We start from the raw sequence: 16660 nt of genomic DNA, 5'->3' as shown, positions 1-16660 counted from the left end.
CGCAACTTTTTAACGTCCGGTGCCCCACCGGCTACCCCATGGAACTGGTCACCTTTCTGATCGACTTCATCCTGCATGTCGACAAGTACCTCGAAGCCTTCGTGCAAACCTACGGTGCCTGGGTGTACGCGCTGCTGTTCCTGATCGTGTTCGTCGAAACCGGCGTGGTGGTCATGCCTTTTCTGCCGGGCGACTCGCTGCTGTTCATCGTGGGCGCGCTCTGCGGCGCGGGGATGATGAGTTTTCCGCTGGCCTGCGCGGTGCTCATTGCGGCGGCCATTCTGGGGGACCAGTGCAACTATTCGATTGGCCGCTTCTTTGGCCCCAAGGTGTTCCAGTGGGAGGATTCGCGCTGGTTCAACCGCCGCGCCTTCAACCAGGCGCACGAGTTTTATGAGCGGTATGGTGGCATCACCATCATCCTGGCGCGTTTCATGCCGTTCATCCGCACGTTTGCGCCCTTTGTGGCCGGCGTGGCCGAGATGGGGCGGGCCAAGTTCACGGCGTTCAATGTGGGTGGCGCGCTGCTGTGGGTGCTGGGCATTGCCACGGCGGGCTACTTCTTTGGCAACTTTGCCTGGGTCAAGGAGAACCTGGACAAGATCATCTGGGCGATGATTTTTGTGCCCGGCCTGATCGCTATTTTCGGCGCATGGCGTGCGGGGCGGCAGGCCAAGGCGGCCTGAGGCAATCATTTCATAGTTGCTATCAAAAAAAGAGCTGCTGGCGCTTGTTGAATAAGGGCGCCAGCAGCTCTTTTTATGCCAAATTCCCGTGGGGATCCGGCGCAGAGGGCGGGATCAACGGCGATAAGGCCTGCGCTGATCGCGGTCTTCGCCGATTTCGTGGCCGATGAGGGCGCCAGCTGCTGCCCCGCCGATGGTGCCCACCGGGCCGCCAAAGATGGCGTTGCCGGCCACACCACCGACCACGGCGCCGACACCGGTGCCAACCTGGGCGTTCGACGGATTCGAAGCGCAACCACCCAGAGCAAGGGCCGCAGTGCAGGTGGTCGCGAGAAGGATGTGACGGATTTTCATGGCAGGAGTCCTTTATGAGTGGATTCAGGCCTTGGCTCCCAGCAGCGGGTGCGTCTGGGCTCGACCTGTGGTGTCACTATCCATCCGGCGCCTGTGGCCTGGCGTAGGCACCCGTGGCATGCGCCTGTAGGACATGGGGCTCTGGGATCACGGTTTCCCCCTGCGCCTTGCCACCGCCGGGGCGTTGCTGGGTGTCCATGGATCAGGGTTTACGTGGCGTGTGGGGTGGTTGCCAACGGGCGGGCACCGGCAGATCATTTCCTGTGTAAACCCACCACTCATACAAGGGGACACCATGGACCAGCAATCACGTCGGATGGGCGCGCAGCTGACGGTGGCGCAACAGATCGGGTTGATTGTGGGGGTGGCGGTGCTGGCGCTCGTGCTCATCCTGGCGTTGAGCCTGGTGCGGGTGCAGCATCTGGGCAGGACGGTGAACGGCCTGGCCACCGAGCAGGTCGAGCGGCTGCAACTGGCCCTGCGCTGGCGCAGCAACATTGCCGTCAACGCCACCCGGGTGTTCTCCATCGTGCAGACCGAGGGGGACGACCTGCAGAACTACTTCAAGGACATGATGGCGGCGACCACGGCCGACACCAGCACGGTGCAAAAGCGCTACACCGAGCTGGAGAACAGCCCTGAAGGGTTGCGCATCCAGGAGGAGCTTGCCGCCGTGCGCAAGAGCTACCTGGAAACCCGCGACAAGTCCCTGGCACTCAAGAAAGCGGGCGACATGGCGCAGGCCAAGAGCTACGCCCTGGGGACGTTTGCGCCCGTGCTGAACCAGTACAACGCCGTGGCCGACAAGATGGTGAGCTACCAGGTGCAGCGTTCGGGCGAACAGGCGTCCGAGGCGGCTGCGCTCATCCAGTCCTACCGCATGGCGGTGCTGGCGGCGGGCATGGCGGGGCTGGTGCTGCTGGTGGTGTTGTCGTGGGTGGTGGTGCAGCGCATCCGCCGCTCGCTGGGCGAGGTCAGTGCGGTGGCGCAGCGCATTGGCGGGGGCGATCTGTCGCAGCCCATCCATGCCAGCGGGCGCGGCGAGGTGGCCGAGATGATGCGGGCGATGGAGGCCATGCAGACCTCGCTGGTACGCATCGTGGGTGATGTGCGCCACAGCAGCGACTCCATCGCTACTGGCTCCAGCGAGATCGCCTCGGGCAATGCCGACCTGAGCCAGCGCACCGAGGAGCAGGCCAGCAACCTGGAGCAGACCGCCGCCTCGATGGAAGAGATCACCAGCACCGTGAAGAACAACTCCGACACCGCCCAGCGCGCCGCCGTGCTGGCGGGCACCGCTTCGGCTGCGGCCGTGAAGGGCGGTGAGGTGGTGGGCCAGGTGGTGGCCACGATGCAGGACATCTCGGCCGCGTCGCGCAAGATCACCGACATCATCGCGGTGATCGACGGCATTGCGTTCCAGACGAATATCCTGGCGCTCAATGCTGCGGTGGAAGCCGCCCGCGCGGGCGAGCAGGGCCGGGGTTTTGCCGTGGTGGCGAGTGAAGTGCGCAGCCTGGCCCAGCGCTCTGCCTCTGCGGCCCGGGAGATCAAGGCACTGATCAGCGACAGCGTGCACAAGGTGGAAAACGGCACCCAGCTGGTGGGCGACGCCGGGCGCAGCATGGAAGACATCGTCACGCAGGTCAAACGTGTGAGTGACCTGATTGGCGAAATCTCGAGCGCCACGGGCGAGCAGACCATTGGCATCAGCCAGGTGGGCGAGGCCGTGACGCAGCTCGATCAGGTCACCCAGCAGAACGCTGCGCTGGTGGAGGAAAGTGCCGCAGCGGCCGACAGCCTCAAGCACCAGGCCGCGCGGCTGGCCGAGATCGTGAGCGTGTTCCGGCTGGGGAACTGATCGGGGGCGCCTTTTTCAGCGCTGCCCGCCCGCCTGCAGGCACAGGGTGACCAGCAGGGATGCGTGCTCCACCGCCTTGAGCGAATGCAGCGCGCGCGGCGCCAGGTGCACGAAGTCGCCGGGGTGCAGCTGCTGGATGCCATCCTCGCTGGCGAACTCGACCACGCCCTCGATGCACTGCACCGTGGCCTCGCCGGGGGTCTGGTGCTCCTTCATGGATTTGCCCACGGGGAGCACGACACGCATGACTTCGAGCTGGCCCGCTTTGAGGATGGCGGTGGTGATGGCTTCTGGCAGGCGGTGGCCCAGGGGGCGCACGCTGACGATCTGGCCGGATTGGGCGTGGGGCAGTGCCATGGTATTTCTCCTTCGTGAGATGAAACAACCCCCTGCGGGGCTACGCGCCTTCCCCCTTCACTAGCATCGCTGCGCGATGCGGAAGGGGGACGCCGCCAGTGCGGCGGGGCGGCCCTGGCACGGTGGCTGCTGGCCCGGGTTGCGCGCAGCGCGGTGGAGCAAAAAAGGAAGTGATGTGCCTGCCAATGTACCCCTGTCGCAGGGTGGTGAACAGGGGCGACTACACCGACCGGCTGCGCGCCAGCGGCGGGTTCTTGGCAAAGTAGCGTGTGATGCCGCGCATCAACGCATCGGCCAGCTGTTCCTGGTAGGCGCTGCTGCGCAGGCGCTTTTCTTCTTCGGGGTTGCTGATGAAGGCGGTTTCGACCAGCACGCTGGGAATGTCGGGCGCCTTCAGCACGGCAAAGCCTGCTTGTTCCACGCGGGGCTTGTGCAGTTTGCCCACGTTGCCGATCTCGCCCAGCAGCACGGTGCCCAGCTTCAGGCTGTCGTTGATCTGGGCGGTGGTGCTCATGTCCAGCAGCGCGCGCTGCACGTGCTGGTCTTTGGACTGCACATTGATCCCGCCCACCAGGTCGGCCTGGTTCTCCTTGTTGGCCAGCCAGCGGGCGGCTGTGCTGGAAGCGCCGCCCTGGCTTAGCGCGAACACGCTGGCACCCCGGGCCTCAGGGGTGGTGAATGCATCGGCGTGGATGCTCACGAACAGGTCGGCCTGCACGCGCCGCGCTTTTTGCACGCGGGTGCCCAGGGGCACAAAGTAGTCGCCGTCGCGCGTCAGGTAGGCGCGCATGGGGTTGCCGCCCACGGTGGTGGCGTTGATGCGGTCGCGCAGCAGGTGTGCCACGCGCAGCACCACGTCTTTTTCGCGCGTGCCTGCGGGGCCGATGGCGCCCGGGTCTTCGCCACCGTGGCCGGGGTCGAGCGCCACGATGATGAGGCGGTCGGTCTGTGTGGAGGTGGCTCGAATGCCGGGGCGCGCGGGTTCGGCGGGGGGCGGTGCAGTAGCCACCATGGGCGGCGGCTCGGGTGGGCCGGGGCGCTGGCTGCGTTGTGCAATCAGATCGCCCAGTGGGTCGTGCTCCGGTGGGGCGGGTGCGCGCGCAGCGGCTGCAGCGGTGGTCAGGGGTGGGTTGGGCGCCGGTGCGGCCTTGGCGGGGGCCTCCCGCAGGCGCTCGGCAATCAGCGCCTCCAGCGGGTCCACCGGCGCGGCCGGGTACAGGTCAAACACCAGCCGGTGCTGGTAGGCGGCCACGGGTGGCAGCGTGAACACCTGGGGCATGGCGGCCTGTTTCAGGTCGACCACCAACCGCACCACGCCGGGCGCGTTCTGGCCCACGCGGATGCCGGCGATGTTCGGGTCGTCCGGCTTGACCTTGGCCACCAGCTCGCGCAGCTCGGGGCTCAAGTCAATGCCCTCGATGTCCACCGCCAGCCGGGGCGGCGTGGTCACGAAGAACTGCTTGGCCACCAGCGCACCGTCGGATTCGATGGTCACGCGCGAATATTCGGGGGCGGGCCACACGCGCACGGCCAGGATGGTGGCGCCGCGCGCAATCTGCTGCGTGCCCAGCAACAGAACCAGGCTGCCCGCCTGCAGCACAGCGCGGCGTGACGGAAGGGGGGCAGCGGCGGGGCGGGCGGGCAGGGTGGGTTCGTTCACGGCGTCTCAGAGTGCTTGCAGCAGGCTGCGCCCGATGGCGGTGTGGGCGTGCAGCGTGACCTTCCTTTCGGTGTCATCCATTGCTTCAATGTGGATAGCAAGGTCCGCAAGTGGCGTAAGCCCTGCAGCCTTTTCCGGCCATTCTGCCACCTTGAGGCCGGGGTTGGCAAAAATGTCCCTGAAACCCGCGTCCTCCCACTCGCGTGGGTCGTCAAAGCGGTAGAAGTCAAAGTGCCAGATGGCCAGGCCCGGTGCCTCGTGGGGCTCCACCACCGCATACGTAGGGCTCTTGATGCGGCCCCCAACGCCCAGGGCGCGCAGCAGGTGGCGCACCAGCGTGGTCTTGCCCGCGCCTAGGTCGCCGTGCAGGGTCAGGTAGGCGTTGGCCAACTGCGGCTGCGCTGCAAGCTGGCGTGCAAAGGCACTGGTGTCATCCTCGCTGTGCCAGGTGATCTGACGGGGTGGTTCTGCCGGAGCGGCAGCGGCGCTTCCTACAATCTGGCCGGTATGTGGTGCAACAGTCAACTCGTTCCTCAAATGCAGGAGTGGGCCCGCGAACTGGGATTTTCCCAAATCGGCGTGGCGGGGGTGGACTTGTCTGCAGCAGAGCCCGGTCTCGCGGCCTGGCTGGCGCAGGGCTTCCATGGTGACATGCATTACATGGCATCGCATGGCATGAGGCGTGCCCGCCCGGCCGAACTGGTGCCCGGCACCGTGAGCGTGATCACGGCGCGCATGGATTATTTGCCCGGAAACACCGGCGGGCAGGCGCCGGGGGCATGGCAGGCATTTGAATGGGGGCGTCTGGCGCGCCCGGATGAAGGCGTCGTCTCGGTCTATGCCAGGGGGCGGGACTATCACAAGGTGCTGCGCGCACGCCTGCAAAAACTCAGCGACCGCATCGCCGAGGCGATCGGCCCCTTCGGCCACCGCGTATTTACCGACTCGGCCCCCGTGCTCGAAGCCGAGCTGGCCGCGCGCAGCGGCCAGGGCTGGCGGGGCAAACACACGCTGGTGCTCAACCGCGAGGCGGGGTCGATGTTCTTTCTGGGCGAAATTTATGTGGACATGGCTCTGCCCGCGAGCGAACCGGTCACGGCCCACTGCGGCAGTTGCAGCGCCTGCATCGACGTGTGCCCGACGCAGGCCATCATTGCGCCTCACCGGCTCGATGCGCGGCGCTGCATCTCGTACCTCACCATCGAACATGCCGGGCCCATCCCCCTGGAACTGCGCCCGCTGATGGGCAACCGCATCTACGGCTGCGACGACTGCCAGCTCATCTGCCCCTGGAACAAGTTCGCACAGGTCAGCCGGTTGCCCGACTTTGACGAGCGCAAGGGCCTGGCAGGCCAGCAGCTGGCGCACCTGTTCGCATGGGACGAGGCCACGTTTTTGCGCATGACCGAGGGTGGCCCCATCCGCCGCATTGGCCACGAGCGCTGGCTGCGCAACGTGGCCGTGGCGCTGGGCAATGCGCTGCGTGCCACCGGGGATGAAGCGGTGCGTGCGGCGCTGCAGTCCCGCGCCGAGGACACCAGCGCGCTGGTGCGCGAACATGTGGCCTGGGCGCTGAATATTGAATAAAAATGGATGCTAGCGCTTGATGGGTAAGCGCTAGTAGCTATCAAAAAATGAGTATTCGGGCTGTGGGTTTATGGGGCTTTACCGTGCCAGCAGCCCGGTGTCCCTGAGCGTTTCCACCATCCCTTGCGCAAATCGCTCGTAGCCGGCCGCATTGGCATGGATCTGGTCGGACCGCAGGCGCGCGTCGCCCAGCACGCCGGACCAGCCTTTGCTGTGCAGGGGGATTTTCAGCTCGCTCGCCACCTCTTCGTACAGCGCGTGGTCGCTCAGCCGGCCGGTGGAGGCTGCCAAAAGCGACAGCTCGGGCACGGCCACCAGCAGCACCTGGGCGCCAGTGGCGCGGGCTTCCGTGCAGATGCGCTGGATGTTGGCGCGGGTGGCGCTGGCGCTCTGACGGCGCAGGAAGTCGTTGCCGCCGATGCCCACGATCACCAGCGCAGGCTGGTGCGTTTGCAGCAGGGCTGGCAGGCGTTCGAGCGCCTGGGCCGAGGTGTCGCCCGACACACCTGCGTTGACCACCTTCCAGCCCGTCAGGCGCGCCAGCACGGCAGGGTAGGCGGTGTCGGCCGATGCGCCCACGCCGGAGGTCAACGAATCACCCAGCGCCAGCACCGTGGCACCGGTGGGCACGGCCTGGGAGCGCGGGGCCTTGCGCCCGCAGCCCGCCAGTGGCACCAGCGCCACTGCGGCCAGGCCCGCCATCAGGGTGCGGCGCCGTGCCAGAGCCAAGGAGTCGGAACGCAGGGCCATGCGTGAATCGGTCATCGCAGAAATCCCAGGGCAAAGGGCAGGCTGACCATGCCCAGCAGGGTGGACAGCGTCACCAGCCCGGCCACATAGGGGCCGTTGTAGCCCATGCGCGCCGCCAGCACATAGCAGGTGGAGGCGGTGGGCAGGGCCGAGAACGCCAGCAGCATGGTGGTCTGCACGGCGTTGAGCCCAAACAGCCGGGCCATCGCAAAAGCCAGCAGCGGCTGCACCAGGTGCCGGATGGACAACACCGCCACGCTCAGCCCCTTGCCGCGCGAGAGCAATCCAAACTGCAGGCCCGCGCCCGCCGCCATCAGCCCCAGCGCCAGCGATGCGGCACTGATGCGGCTGACCGTGGGGCTGGCCCACTCCGGAATCTGAAAGCCCAGCAGGTTGGCCACCAGGCCCGACACCGTGGCGACGATGAGCGGGTTGCGCGCCAGCTCGCGCGCAAAGCTGTGCTGGCCGTGCCGCGCCATCGGCCACACGGCCGCCACGTTGAACAGCGGCACGCACACGCCGATCAGCACGGCAATCATGAGCAGGCCCTCTGAGCCCGCCAGGCGCTCGGCGATGGCCAGGCCAATGAAGGAGTTGAAACGGAATGCCACCTGCGCACTGGCAGCGTGGTCGCGTGCGTCGATGTGTTTGCCCAGCCACGGCCAGTGCGGCAGGCTGTAGGCCAGTGCAATGCCCGTGACACCCATGGTCAAACCCGCAGCGATCAGGCCCGACGCGGCGCCGATGTCCACCGGGCTCTTGACGATGGACTGGAACAGCAGCACGGGGAACAGCAGGTAGTACACCAGGCTCTCCACGGGCTGCCACACCGAGCGGTTGAGGGCGGTGTACCGGCAGATCAGGTAGCCGCAAAGGATGAGGGAGAAGTCCGGGATCAGGAGCTGGGCGTAGTTCACGCACCGAGAATACTTGATGCGGGGCAAGTTCTTCGGGTTAGCCCTTATGTGGAATCCGCAGGGCTCCATGGGGCTGGTTGCGCATACCATCAGCGCTGTTTGTTACCCCGCACGAAGGAGAACTCCATGCATCGTCGTCAATGGCTCGCGCTGACCGTACTGGCTACCGCCGCAGGGTCCGCAGCCGCCCAGGGCTACCCCAACAAGGTGATCAAGCTGCAGGTGCCGTTTGCGCCCGGTGGCACCACCGACATCATTGCGCGCGTGATTGCCGACCCGCTGGGCAAAGCCCTGGGCCAATCCGTGATCGTGGAAAACAAGGCCGGTGGCGGTGGCATCGTGGGTGCGTCGGAAACGGCACGTTCGGCGCCGGACGGCTACACGCTGGGCGTGGCCACCGTGTCCACCACGGCGGCCAACCCCGCCATCAACCCCAAGACGCCCTACAACCCGCTGACGGACTTCACGCCCATCATCAACATTGCGGCCACGCCCAACATCATTGCGGTGCACCCGGGCTTCCCGGCCAAGGACTACAAGGCGTTCGTGGCCGAGCTCAAGAAGTCGCCCGGCAAGTATTCGTACTCTTCGTCCGGCACGGGCGGCATTGGCCACCTGCAGATGGAGCTGTACAAGAACCTCTCGGGCACCTTCGTCACGCACATTCCCTACCGCGGTGCGGGCCCCGCCCTGAACGACACGGTGGCGGGCCAGGTGCCCATGATTTTTGACAACCTGCCCTCGGCGCTGCCTTTCATCAAGGAAAACCGCCTGGTGCCCATCGTGGTGGCGGCGCCTCAACGCGTTGCCGCCTTGCCCAATGTGCCCACCTTCAAGGAAATGGGCCTGGAGCCCGTGAACCGCATGGCGTACTACGGCATCGTGGGCCCCAAGGGCCTGCCCAAGGACGTGGTGGACAAGGTCAACGCTGCCGTGCGCAAGGCACTGGAAGACCCGGCCGTGAAAAAACGCATCGAAGACACCGGCTCCATCGTGCTGGGCAACACGCCTGAGCAGTTTGCCGAGCAGATCAAGGCAGAGTTCGCCGTGTACAAGGATGTGGTGGTCAAGCAGAAGCTGACGCTGGAATAACCAGCACCGCATTCCTTCCTGCACAAAGCCGCCCGTTGCCACGGGCGGCTTTTTTCATGTGTTTTACGTGCTATTGTTTTTGGATGCTCACCGCCAGCCTGAACGCGATCGATAACTTTGTGGACGCCCTGTGGCTGGAGGACGGCCTTTCGCGCAACACGTTGGCAGCCTACCGGCGCGACCTCACGCTGTATGCGCAGTGGCTGGCAGAACAGGAGTCGCCGCTGGTTTTGGATGGCACGGCAGAGCACCACCTGCAGGGCTACTTTGCGGCTCGCCACGCGCAGACCCGCGCCACCTCGGCCAACCGGCGCCTCACGGTGCTGCGGCGCTATTTTCACTGGGCGCTGCGGGAGCGGCGCATCGCGGCCGACCCCACGGTACGGCTGCAGGCAGCGCGCCAGCCCCTGCGTGTGCCCAAGACCTTGTCGCAGGCGCAGGTGGAGGCCCTGCTGAATGCGCCAGACGTTGGCAACCCGCTGGGCCTGCGCGACCGCACCATGCTGGAGCTGATGTACGCCAGCGGGCTGCGCGTGACGGAGCTGGTGACGCTCAAGACGTTCCAGCTGGGCCTGAACGAAGGTGTGCTGCGGGTGATGGGCAAAGGCAGCAAGGAGCGGCTTGTGCCGTTTGGCGAAGTGGCCCGCCAGTGGCTCGACCGCTATCTGCACGAGGGCCGCAGCGCCATCCTGGGCGGGCAGCAGACGGACGACTTGTTCGTCACCCAGCGCGGCAGCGGCATGACGCGTGTCATGTTCTGGGTCATCGTGAAAAAATGGGCGCAGGTGGCGGGCATCACCGTGCCACTGTCGCCCCATACGCTGCGGCACGCGTTTGCCACACACTTGCTGAACCATGGTGCCGATCTGCGTGTGGTGCAGCTGCTGCTGGGCCACGCCGATATTTCCACGACCACCATCTACACCCATGTGGCGCGGGAACGCCTCAAGTCGCTGCATGCGCAGCACCATCCGCGCGGATAGCGCGGATCGGTACTGGTATCGCGGCCGTCTGCCGTTTGTATCTACGGCTTGTATACGCAAGGAAACCCATGAAAAAAACGATAACCGGCGCGTTGCTGATAGGCGCTGCCACCCTGGCCACGGCGCAGGCCTGGCCCACGGCCAAACCCATCCGCCTTGTGGTTGCTTATCCCGCCGGCGGCGTGAGCGACACGGTGGCCCGTGCGCTGGCCGACAAACTCGCGGTGCAGCTGGGCACCCCCGTGGTCATCGAGAACAAGGCCGGTGCGAGCGGCAGCCTGGGCGTGGATGCGGTCGCCAAGGCAGCGCCAGACGGCTACACCCTGGGCTTTGCGGCGGTGAGTCCGCTGGCGCTCAATCCGCACCTTGGCAAATCTCCATTCGATCCACAAAAGGACATTGCACCTGTGGTCAGCGTGATGTATTCGCCCGTGCTGCTCCTCGGAACCTCGGCTAGCAAGGCGGGGGATTTCAAGGAGCTGATCGCCACCGCACAGGCCCGGCCCGGTGCCGTGCGCTGGGCCACCTCGGGGCAGGCGTCGCTGGGCCACATCATGGTGGAGCAAATCATGGGCAAAAGCCAGGTGCAGATCACCCATGTGCCTTACAAGGGCGGTGGCCAGCAGATGAACGACGCGTTGGGCGGGCAGTTCGAGGTGTTGTCCACCAATGCGGGGCCTGCCGTGCTGCAGCACATCAAGGCGGGCAAGCTCAAGCCGCTGGCGGTGGGTGCGCCGGCACGGCTGGATTCGTTGCCCCAGGTGCCTACGCTGGCGGAGCTGGGTCAGCCCGCCGCCAACCTGTCGTCGCTGTTCGGCATCTATGCGCCAGCACAGACGCCCGCCGCTGTGCTGGAGCGCATCAACACCGAGGTGAACAAGGCGCTGGCATTGCCTGACATCCGCAGCAAGCTCGAAGCCACGGACAACGTGCCGACCGGTGGCACGGCGGCGGAGTTCGCGCGCCAGATCGCGCAGGAGTCGGAGAGCAATGCGCGCATCATCCGTGCGGCGGGCATCCAGGGAAATCAATGACCGCCTGAAAAACGAAGGGCCCTGGATGGCCAGGGCCCGTGCAGGCGAATGCAAGGAGCGAGGAGCGCCCCCGCCCCCGGGAGGCTAGTCTTCGTTGAGGCTCTCGGCCCAGGTCAGGGCCTGCAGGTGGGCCCAGTTGACCTGGCGGTTGGACAGGTGCAAGGCATCGGCTGCCTTGGCAAAGGCCACTTCATCACCACTTTCGCAGGCCTTGGTCAGCTCCAGGAACGGGGCAAACACACCGGTCCCGCGCAGCAGGGCATCCATCACGGGCTCGGGCAGGGCGACGGATTCCAGCGCCTTTTCAATCGGAACCCCCAGCATGGTGTCGAGCAGCGAGAACACGCCCACGACAAAGGCGTTGTCGCAGTCTTCGGGCGGCAGCAACTCGCCAGCCAGCAGCTCCATGAGGCGCCCGCGCACCACGGCGGTCTGGCCCACAGCGGGTGGTGCCCCTCCGGCGCGGGAGGTGGTCATCAGCAGGGCTGCCCAGCGGAAAAGCTTTTTGAGGCCCAGGATCATTACGGCATGGCGGAACGAAGTGATCTCGCACGACAGGCCAAAACCCGAGGAGTTGATGAAGCGCAGCAGGTTGAAAGACAGCGTGGGGTCTTTCTTGAGCAGGTCTTCGATCTCCGCCGTGCTGGCCTGTTTGCGCACCAGATTGATGAGCTGGATGATCGTGGCCTGCGAAGGGCGGATGGTGGTGGCCTTCACCAGCGAGGGGCGTGCGAACCAGTAGCCCTGGAACAGTTTCACCCCCAGGTCGCGCATCATTTCGTACTGTTCGGCGGTTTCCACCTTTTCGGCCACCAGCGTGGCCTTGCTGTGGGTGGTGGAAAACTTGACCAGCGGCCCCGCCAGCTCGGGCTTGAAGGCCTGCATGTCCAGCTTGATGAAAGACGCCAGCGGCAACCAGCTGGTGTAGGCGCGGCGCAAGGCCTGCTGGTCGAACGCCAGGCGAAAGCCGCGGGTGCGCAAGGCTTCCAATGTGGGGATGCGGCCTTCGATTTCCTCGGGCGTGGCGCTGTCGGGCAGGGGGGGGACTTCCAGCACCACCTTTTCGGGGTGGATCAGTTCGAGGTGTCCACCCGAAAGGCTGTCATGGGTGCAGTTGATGAACACCGTCTTCTTGCCGACCAGGGCCTCGGTGCCAGCGTACGACAGGGCGTTGAACAGCAGGGCGGCATCGCTGGCCGCCGTGTGCGCATCCGAGGCGGTGGACCGGTCAAACAGCTCATAGCCATAGACGGCGCGGGATTCGTCCACGATGGCCTGGCGCGCGATGATGGCAAGGTTTTCGTCCACGGGGTCAACCGCAGTCGGTGCAGCTTCGGGGGCGTCTTGTTCAGGTGTGGTCGACATGGGGTCCGCGGTGGTGAAGTGCTGGGCGCTGCAATGATTCTAGACCGGCACGCGGCGCTCGCCTATGAATCAATGTGTGGTGCACTCAGGCAGCGAGCTGGTCGGCCCAGGCGAGGGCCTGAAGGTGCGCAAAGTTGATCTGCTGGCTGGTCAGGTGCAGCAGGCCCGCCGTGCGGTCAAACACGACATCGTCGCTGGACTCGCAGGCTTCGGCCAGGGTCAGCAGGTCTCCCAGGAAGCCTTCGCGCCGCAGCAACGCCGCCGCCACGGGCTCGGGCACGTTGAGCAGGCCCAGCGCGGACTCCATGGGCATGGACAGCATCACGTCCAGCAACGAGAAAATGCCCACCACAAAGGCCTGGTCGGCTTCCTCGGGCGGCAGGGTTTCCAGGGCCAGCAGTTCCATCAGGCGGCCGCGCTCGACGGCGGTCTGGCCCACCGACGAAGGCGTGCCGCTGGTGCGCGATGCCGTGAGCAGCAGCGCCGCCCAGCGGAACAGTTTCTTGAGCCCCATGAGCATGACGGCCTGGCGAAAGGATGTGATCTCGCGCGTCAGGCCAAAACCCGCGGAGTTGATCAGGCGCATCAGGTTGAAGGCCAGGCCGGCGTCCTTCTTGAGTGTGTCCTCGATGTCATCGGTGCTGGCCTGTTTGCGCACCTGGTTGATGAGTTCGATGATGCTGGCCTGCGACGGGGTGAGCAGCTTGGCCTCCACCAGCGCGGGGCGAGCGAACCAGTAGCCCTGGAACAGTTGTACGCCCTGGCTGGACACCATGTCGTACTGTTGGGCGGTTTCCACTTTTTCCGCGATCAGCTCGGCCTGGCAATGGCGGCCTGCATAGCTGATGAGCACCGCCAGCTGGTCGGCGGCCAGCACCGAAAGATCGAGCTTGATGTAGTCCGCCAGCGGCAGCCACGGGGCGTAAGCCGACTGCAGCACCGTGTGGTTGAACGCCAGGTGAAAACCCCGGTCGCGCAGCTCTGCCAGGATGGGCATGCGCGTGGCAACTTCTTCGGCCGCCGTGTGGCCCAGCGGGGGGATTTCCAGCACCACCTTGTCGGGCTCCACCAGTTCGAGGTGGCCCCCGGAAAGGCTTTCATGCGTGCAGTTCACGAAGATGAGCTTCTTGCCCACCAGTTCTTCGGTGCCCGCGTGCGAGAGCGCCGTGAAGACCAGGATCACATCGGTGGCGGCCGTATGCGCCGCGCCGCTGCGCGAGCGATTGAACAGCTCGTAGCCAACCACCACCTGCTGCGCATTCACGATGGCCTGCCGCGCGATCATGGCGACGGAGGTCTGGTTGCCGGAGGGGGGGGCTGGGGGGGTTCCGGGGGCGGAGGGTGAGGTCATGGTGGGAGTATCGAAGAAAGAGGGGCCAGTGTCAGTGGTGGCTGGCGCGGCGGATTGTAGGAGCCGCTGCCGGCGCGCGCTGTAACCACAGGAATTCAGATTTGCTGGAGCCAGCGCAACTCGTTGTCGGTGAACCCTGCCTTGCGGCGGGCGGTTTCGTTGAACGGTGGTTTCAGGCGTGGGGCCTCGTACAGCTTGACCAGGGTGCCGTAGTGGGCCTCCGGGTCCACCCCTTGGCGCTCGCACAGCCAGCGGTACCAGTGGTTGCCGATGGCCACATGGCCCACTTCGTCGCGCAGGATGATGTCGAGAATGTCCACGGCGGCCAGCGCGTCGGGCGTGCCCACCTGGCGCAGCTTGGCCTGGATCTGCGGCGTCGCGTCCAATCCGCGGGCCTCCAGTGTGCGCGGCACCAGGGCCATCCGGGCCAGGATGTCGTGCTGGGTCTTCTCGCACATCGTCCACAGGCCCTGGTGGGCCGGAAAGTCGCCATAGTCATGCCCCTGGCTGCGCAGGTGGTCGCGCAGCAGGCGGAAGTGCCGGGCCTCTTCGCCAGCCACAAGCATCCAGTCGGTGTAGTAGTCGCGGGGCATGCCATCAAAGCGCCACACGGCATCCAGCGCCAGATTGATGGCGTTGAACTCAATGTGCGCAATGGCGTGAATCAGGATGGCTCGCCCCTGTGCGGTGGCGGGCGAACGGCGGGCGACGTCGGTATGGCGAAGCAGCGACGGCCGCTCGGGCCGACCGGGCAGTGCGCTGGCGTCCGATGGCGGCGAGGGGGCTTTTTCTGCTATTGAAAATATAGCTGCTTGCGCATGCAGATCCAGCGCTGCAGCCGCTTTTTGTTCAGGGTCGGCGAGGCACAAGACCTGCAATGCACGGTGGCGAAGCTCCATCCTTACAATTCTAGGCCCTGCCATTCGGAACACTGCGCACGCTTTGTAACGACTGGCGACTTCCCTGGGCTTGCGCAAACGCTGGCCTTTCCCCTTTTTCGGAGTGGTGCATGGCGATTTACGAACTCGATGGCATGGTGCCCCAGTTGGCTGCATCGGCCTGGGTGGCGGACAGCGCCCAGGTGATGGGCAATGTGGTGCTTGGCGAAGACACCAGCGTGTGGTTTGGCACGGTGATCCGGGGTGATACCGAGACCATCACCATTGGTGCCGGTTCCAACATCCAGGATGCCAGCGTGCTGCACGCCGACATTGGCAAGCCCCTGGTGGTGGGCGAGCGTGTGACGGTGGGCCACCAGGTCATGCTGCACGGTTGCACCATCGGCGACGAGTCGCTGATCGGCATTGGCGCCGTGGTGCTCAATGGCGCGAAGATCGGCAAAAACTGCCTGGTGGGCGCGGGTGCGCTGGTCACCGAGGGCAAGGAATTCCCGGATGGTTCCATGATCATCGGCAGCCCCGCCAAGGCGGTGCGCGAACTGACCCCCGAGCAGATCGAAGGCCTGCGCGAGAGCGCCCGGCACTACATCGACAACGCCCGCCGTTACCACAACGGCCTGCACAAACTCGCCTGAGCAGCGGCCGCTTTCTTTCGTTGCTGCGGCCCATTTTTTCTCCTGGAACCCCTGCGTGTCTGAACTCCACAAGTTTCTTTTCGAAGGCCTGCCCGTGCGTGGCATGGTCGTGCGCCTGACCGATGCCTGGACCGAAATCCTGCGCCGCCGTGCGGGCAACACCGCCAACGGCGCTTACCCCGCACCCGTGAGCGAGCTGCTGGGCGAAATGGCCGCTGCAGGCGTGCTCATGCAGTCCAACATCAAGTTCAATGGCGCGCTGGTGCTGCAGGTGTTTGGCGACGGCCCCGTGAAACTGGCTGTGGCCGAAGTGCAGTCGGACCTGAGCCTGCGTGCCACGGCCACCCTCAATGGCGAAGTGCCAGAAGGCGCACCGCTGAGCCAGATGGTGAATGTAGGGGGCGGTGGCCGCTGCGCCATCACGCTGGACCCCAAGGATCGCCACCCCGGACAGCGGCCCTATCAGGGCGTGGTTCCGCTGTACGGCGACCGCCACGAGAAGCTGGAGCGCCTGTCCGACGTGTTGCAGCACTACATGCTGCAATCCGAGCAGCTCGACACCATCCTGGTGCTGGGCGCCAACGATCAGGTGGCCGCCGGCCTGCTGATCCAGCGCATGCCGATCAAGGGCGAGGGCAACCTGGCCTCGGGCCTCTCGCACCGCGAGAACGAAGACCAGATCGGCCACAACGAAGACTACAACCGCATTGCCCACCTGGCCGCCAGCCTGACCCGCGAGGAACTGCTGACGCTGGATGTGGACACCATCCTGCGCCGCTTGTTCTGGGAGGAAAAGCTGCTGCGCTTCGAACCCCAGCAGGGTGCCAGCGGACCGCGTTTTGCCTGCACCTGCAGCCGTGAGCGCGTGAGCAACATGCTGCGCAACCTGGGCATCGAAGAAGCCGAGAGCATCCTGGCAGAGCGCGAGGACATCGAGGTGGGCTGCGAGTTCTGCGGCCAGCAGTACCGCTTCGATGCGGTGGATGCCGCACAGATTTTTCTGCCACCCACCGCCACCCAGCCGCCGGGGCCGACCGGCATCCAGTAGGCGTCCCAGCGCCCATTGCCGCCATGGAGCTGCAGCGGCCGGCCTAGGCACCGGGCGGATGACCATCGTTGACAATCGCGC

At 65.6% G+C, this 16660-nt stretch carries 18 protein-coding genes; 8 read left to right on the top strand and 10 right to left on the bottom strand.

The features are described 5' to 3' along the window. Positions 1 to 38: 38 nt before the first annotated feature. A complete protein-coding gene (locus ASE39_RS00780) occupies positions 39 to 686 on the top strand; it encodes a DedA family protein (protein ID WP_010463982.1) in 648 nt (215 codons plus the stop codon). 114 nt (positions 687 to 800) lie between these two features. On the opposite strand, the gene ASE39_RS00775 is transcribed toward ASE39_RS00780, so the two are convergent. Both ASE39_RS00775 and ASE39_RS27245 read right to left on the bottom strand, forming a co-directional pair. Next, positions 801 to 1040 (bottom strand): glycine zipper 2TM domain-containing protein, encoded by a 240-nt coding sequence (locus ASE39_RS00775; RefSeq protein WP_010463983.1) that lies wholly within the window; start codon positions 1038 to 1040, stop codon positions 801 to 803. A 76-nt stretch (positions 1041 to 1116) separates the two neighbouring features. Further along, the gene (locus ASE39_RS27245; protein ID WP_282434116.1) at positions 1117 to 1239 is read right to left on the bottom strand and encodes a hypothetical protein; all 123 of its coding nucleotides are present in this window, start codon (positions 1237 to 1239) and stop codon (positions 1117 to 1119) included. A 96-nt stretch (positions 1240 to 1335) separates the two neighbouring features. Here ASE39_RS27245 and ASE39_RS00770 point away from each other — a divergent pair, with 96 nt between their 5' ends. Beyond that, complete coding sequence (locus tag ASE39_RS00770) at positions 1336 to 2901, top strand: methyl-accepting chemotaxis protein (RefSeq protein WP_242421334.1); 1566 nt, start codon at positions 1336 to 1338, stop codon at positions 2899 to 2901. Between the two features lie 15 nt (positions 2902 to 2916). On the opposite strand, the gene ASE39_RS00765 is transcribed toward ASE39_RS00770, so the two are convergent. The 3 genes from ASE39_RS00765 to tsaE form a co-directional block, all read right to left on the bottom strand. Next, positions 2917 to 3258 (bottom strand): cupin domain-containing protein, encoded by a 342-nt coding sequence (locus tag ASE39_RS00765; protein ID WP_057269896.1) that lies wholly within the window; start codon positions 3256 to 3258, stop codon positions 2917 to 2919. Between the two features lie 220 nt (positions 3259 to 3478). After that, on the bottom strand, positions 3479 to 4918 hold the full coding sequence (locus ASE39_RS00760) for an N-acetylmuramoyl-L-alanine amidase (protein WP_082615279.1): 1440 nt from the start codon (positions 4916 to 4918) through the stop codon (positions 3479 to 3481). A 6-nt stretch (positions 4919 to 4924) separates the two neighbouring features. Next, positions 4925 to 5443 (bottom strand): tRNA (adenosine(37)-N6)-threonylcarbamoyltransferase complex ATPase subunit type 1 TsaE, encoded by a 519-nt coding sequence (gene tsaE, locus ASE39_RS00755; protein WP_010463987.1) that lies wholly within the window; start codon positions 5441 to 5443, stop codon positions 4925 to 4927. A gap of 12 nt (positions 5444 to 5455) precedes the next feature. Between tsaE and queG the strand changes: the two genes are divergently transcribed. After that, positions 5456 to 6505 carry a tRNA epoxyqueuosine(34) reductase QueG gene (gene queG, locus ASE39_RS00750; protein ID WP_057269895.1) on the top strand — a complete coding sequence of 350 codons (1050 nt, stop codon included), beginning with the start codon at positions 5456 to 5458 and terminating at the stop codon, positions 6503 to 6505. Positions 6506 to 6583: 78 nt separating this feature from the next. On the opposite strand, the gene ASE39_RS00745 is transcribed toward queG, so the two are convergent. Together ASE39_RS00745 and ASE39_RS00740 are read right to left on the bottom strand one after the other, a co-directional pair. After that, positions 6584 to 7270 carry a GDSL-type esterase/lipase family protein gene (locus ASE39_RS00745; RefSeq protein WP_057269894.1) on the bottom strand — a complete coding sequence of 229 codons (687 nt, stop codon included), beginning with the start codon at positions 7268 to 7270 and terminating at the stop codon, positions 6584 to 6586. Then, positions 7267 to 8172 (bottom strand): AEC family transporter, encoded by a 906-nt coding sequence (locus tag ASE39_RS00740; protein ID WP_057269893.1) that lies wholly within the window; start codon positions 8170 to 8172, stop codon positions 7267 to 7269. Before ASE39_RS00740 ends, ASE39_RS00745 begins: the two co-directional genes overlap by 4 nt. A gap of 126 nt (positions 8173 to 8298) precedes the next feature. Here ASE39_RS00740 and ASE39_RS00735 point away from each other — a divergent pair, with 126 nt between their 5' ends. From ASE39_RS00735 to ASE39_RS00725, 3 genes are all read left to right on the top strand, one after another. Beyond that, complete coding sequence (locus ASE39_RS00735; protein WP_010463991.1) at positions 8299 to 9264, top strand: tripartite tricarboxylate transporter substrate binding protein BugE; 966 nt, start codon at positions 8299 to 8301, stop codon at positions 9262 to 9264. Positions 9265 to 9347: 83 nt separating this feature from the next. Then, a complete protein-coding gene (gene xerD / locus ASE39_RS00730) occupies positions 9348 to 10247 on the top strand; it encodes a site-specific tyrosine recombinase XerD (RefSeq protein ID WP_057269892.1) in 900 nt (299 codons plus the stop codon). A 68-nt stretch (positions 10248 to 10315) separates the two neighbouring features. Further along, positions 10316 to 11281, top strand: a complete 966-nt coding sequence (locus ASE39_RS00725) for a tripartite tricarboxylate transporter substrate binding protein (protein WP_057269891.1) — start codon at positions 10316 to 10318, stop codon at positions 11279 to 11281. Positions 11282 to 11365: 84 nt separating this feature from the next. Here ASE39_RS00725 and ASE39_RS00720 read toward each other — a convergent pair whose 3' ends face one another. The 3 genes from ASE39_RS00720 to ASE39_RS00710 all read right to left on the bottom strand — a co-directional run bounded on the left by ASE39_RS00720 (position 11366) and on the right by ASE39_RS00710 (position 14896). Then, positions 11366 to 12646 carry an HDOD domain-containing protein gene (locus ASE39_RS00720; protein ID WP_010463994.1) on the bottom strand — a complete coding sequence of 427 codons (1281 nt, stop codon included), beginning with the start codon at positions 12644 to 12646 and terminating at the stop codon, positions 11366 to 11368. 85 nt (positions 12647 to 12731) lie between these two features. Next, entirely contained in the window at positions 12732 to 13997 is a 1266-nt protein-coding gene (locus tag ASE39_RS00715; RefSeq protein WP_057226963.1) for an HDOD domain-containing protein, read from the bottom strand. Between the two features lie 95 nt (positions 13998 to 14092). Beyond that, a complete protein-coding gene (locus ASE39_RS00710) occupies positions 14093 to 14896 on the bottom strand; it encodes a ferritin-like domain-containing protein (protein ID WP_057226966.1) in 804 nt (267 codons plus the stop codon). A gap of 110 nt (positions 14897 to 15006) precedes the next feature. Here ASE39_RS00710 and ASE39_RS00705 point away from each other — a divergent pair, with 110 nt between their 5' ends. Together ASE39_RS00705 and ASE39_RS00700 are read left to right on the top strand one after the other, a co-directional pair. Then, positions 15007 to 15531 (top strand): gamma carbonic anhydrase family protein, encoded by a 525-nt coding sequence (locus ASE39_RS00705; RefSeq protein ID WP_010463997.1) that lies wholly within the window; start codon positions 15007 to 15009, stop codon positions 15529 to 15531. Positions 15532 to 15586: 55 nt separating this feature from the next. After that, a complete protein-coding gene (locus ASE39_RS00700; RefSeq protein WP_010463998.1) occupies positions 15587 to 16579 on the top strand; it encodes an Hsp33 family molecular chaperone HslO in 993 nt (330 codons plus the stop codon). Positions 16580 to 16660 lie beyond the last annotated feature (81 nt).

The sequence above is a fragment of the Acidovorax sp. Root267 genome, from assembly GCF_001429215.1.
GTDB lineage: Bacteria > Pseudomonadota > Gammaproteobacteria > Burkholderiales > Burkholderiaceae_C > Acidovorax > Acidovorax radicis.
The sequence above is the reverse complement of the archived record's forward strand: the minus strand, read 5'-3'. Positions and strand labels throughout refer to the sequence as shown.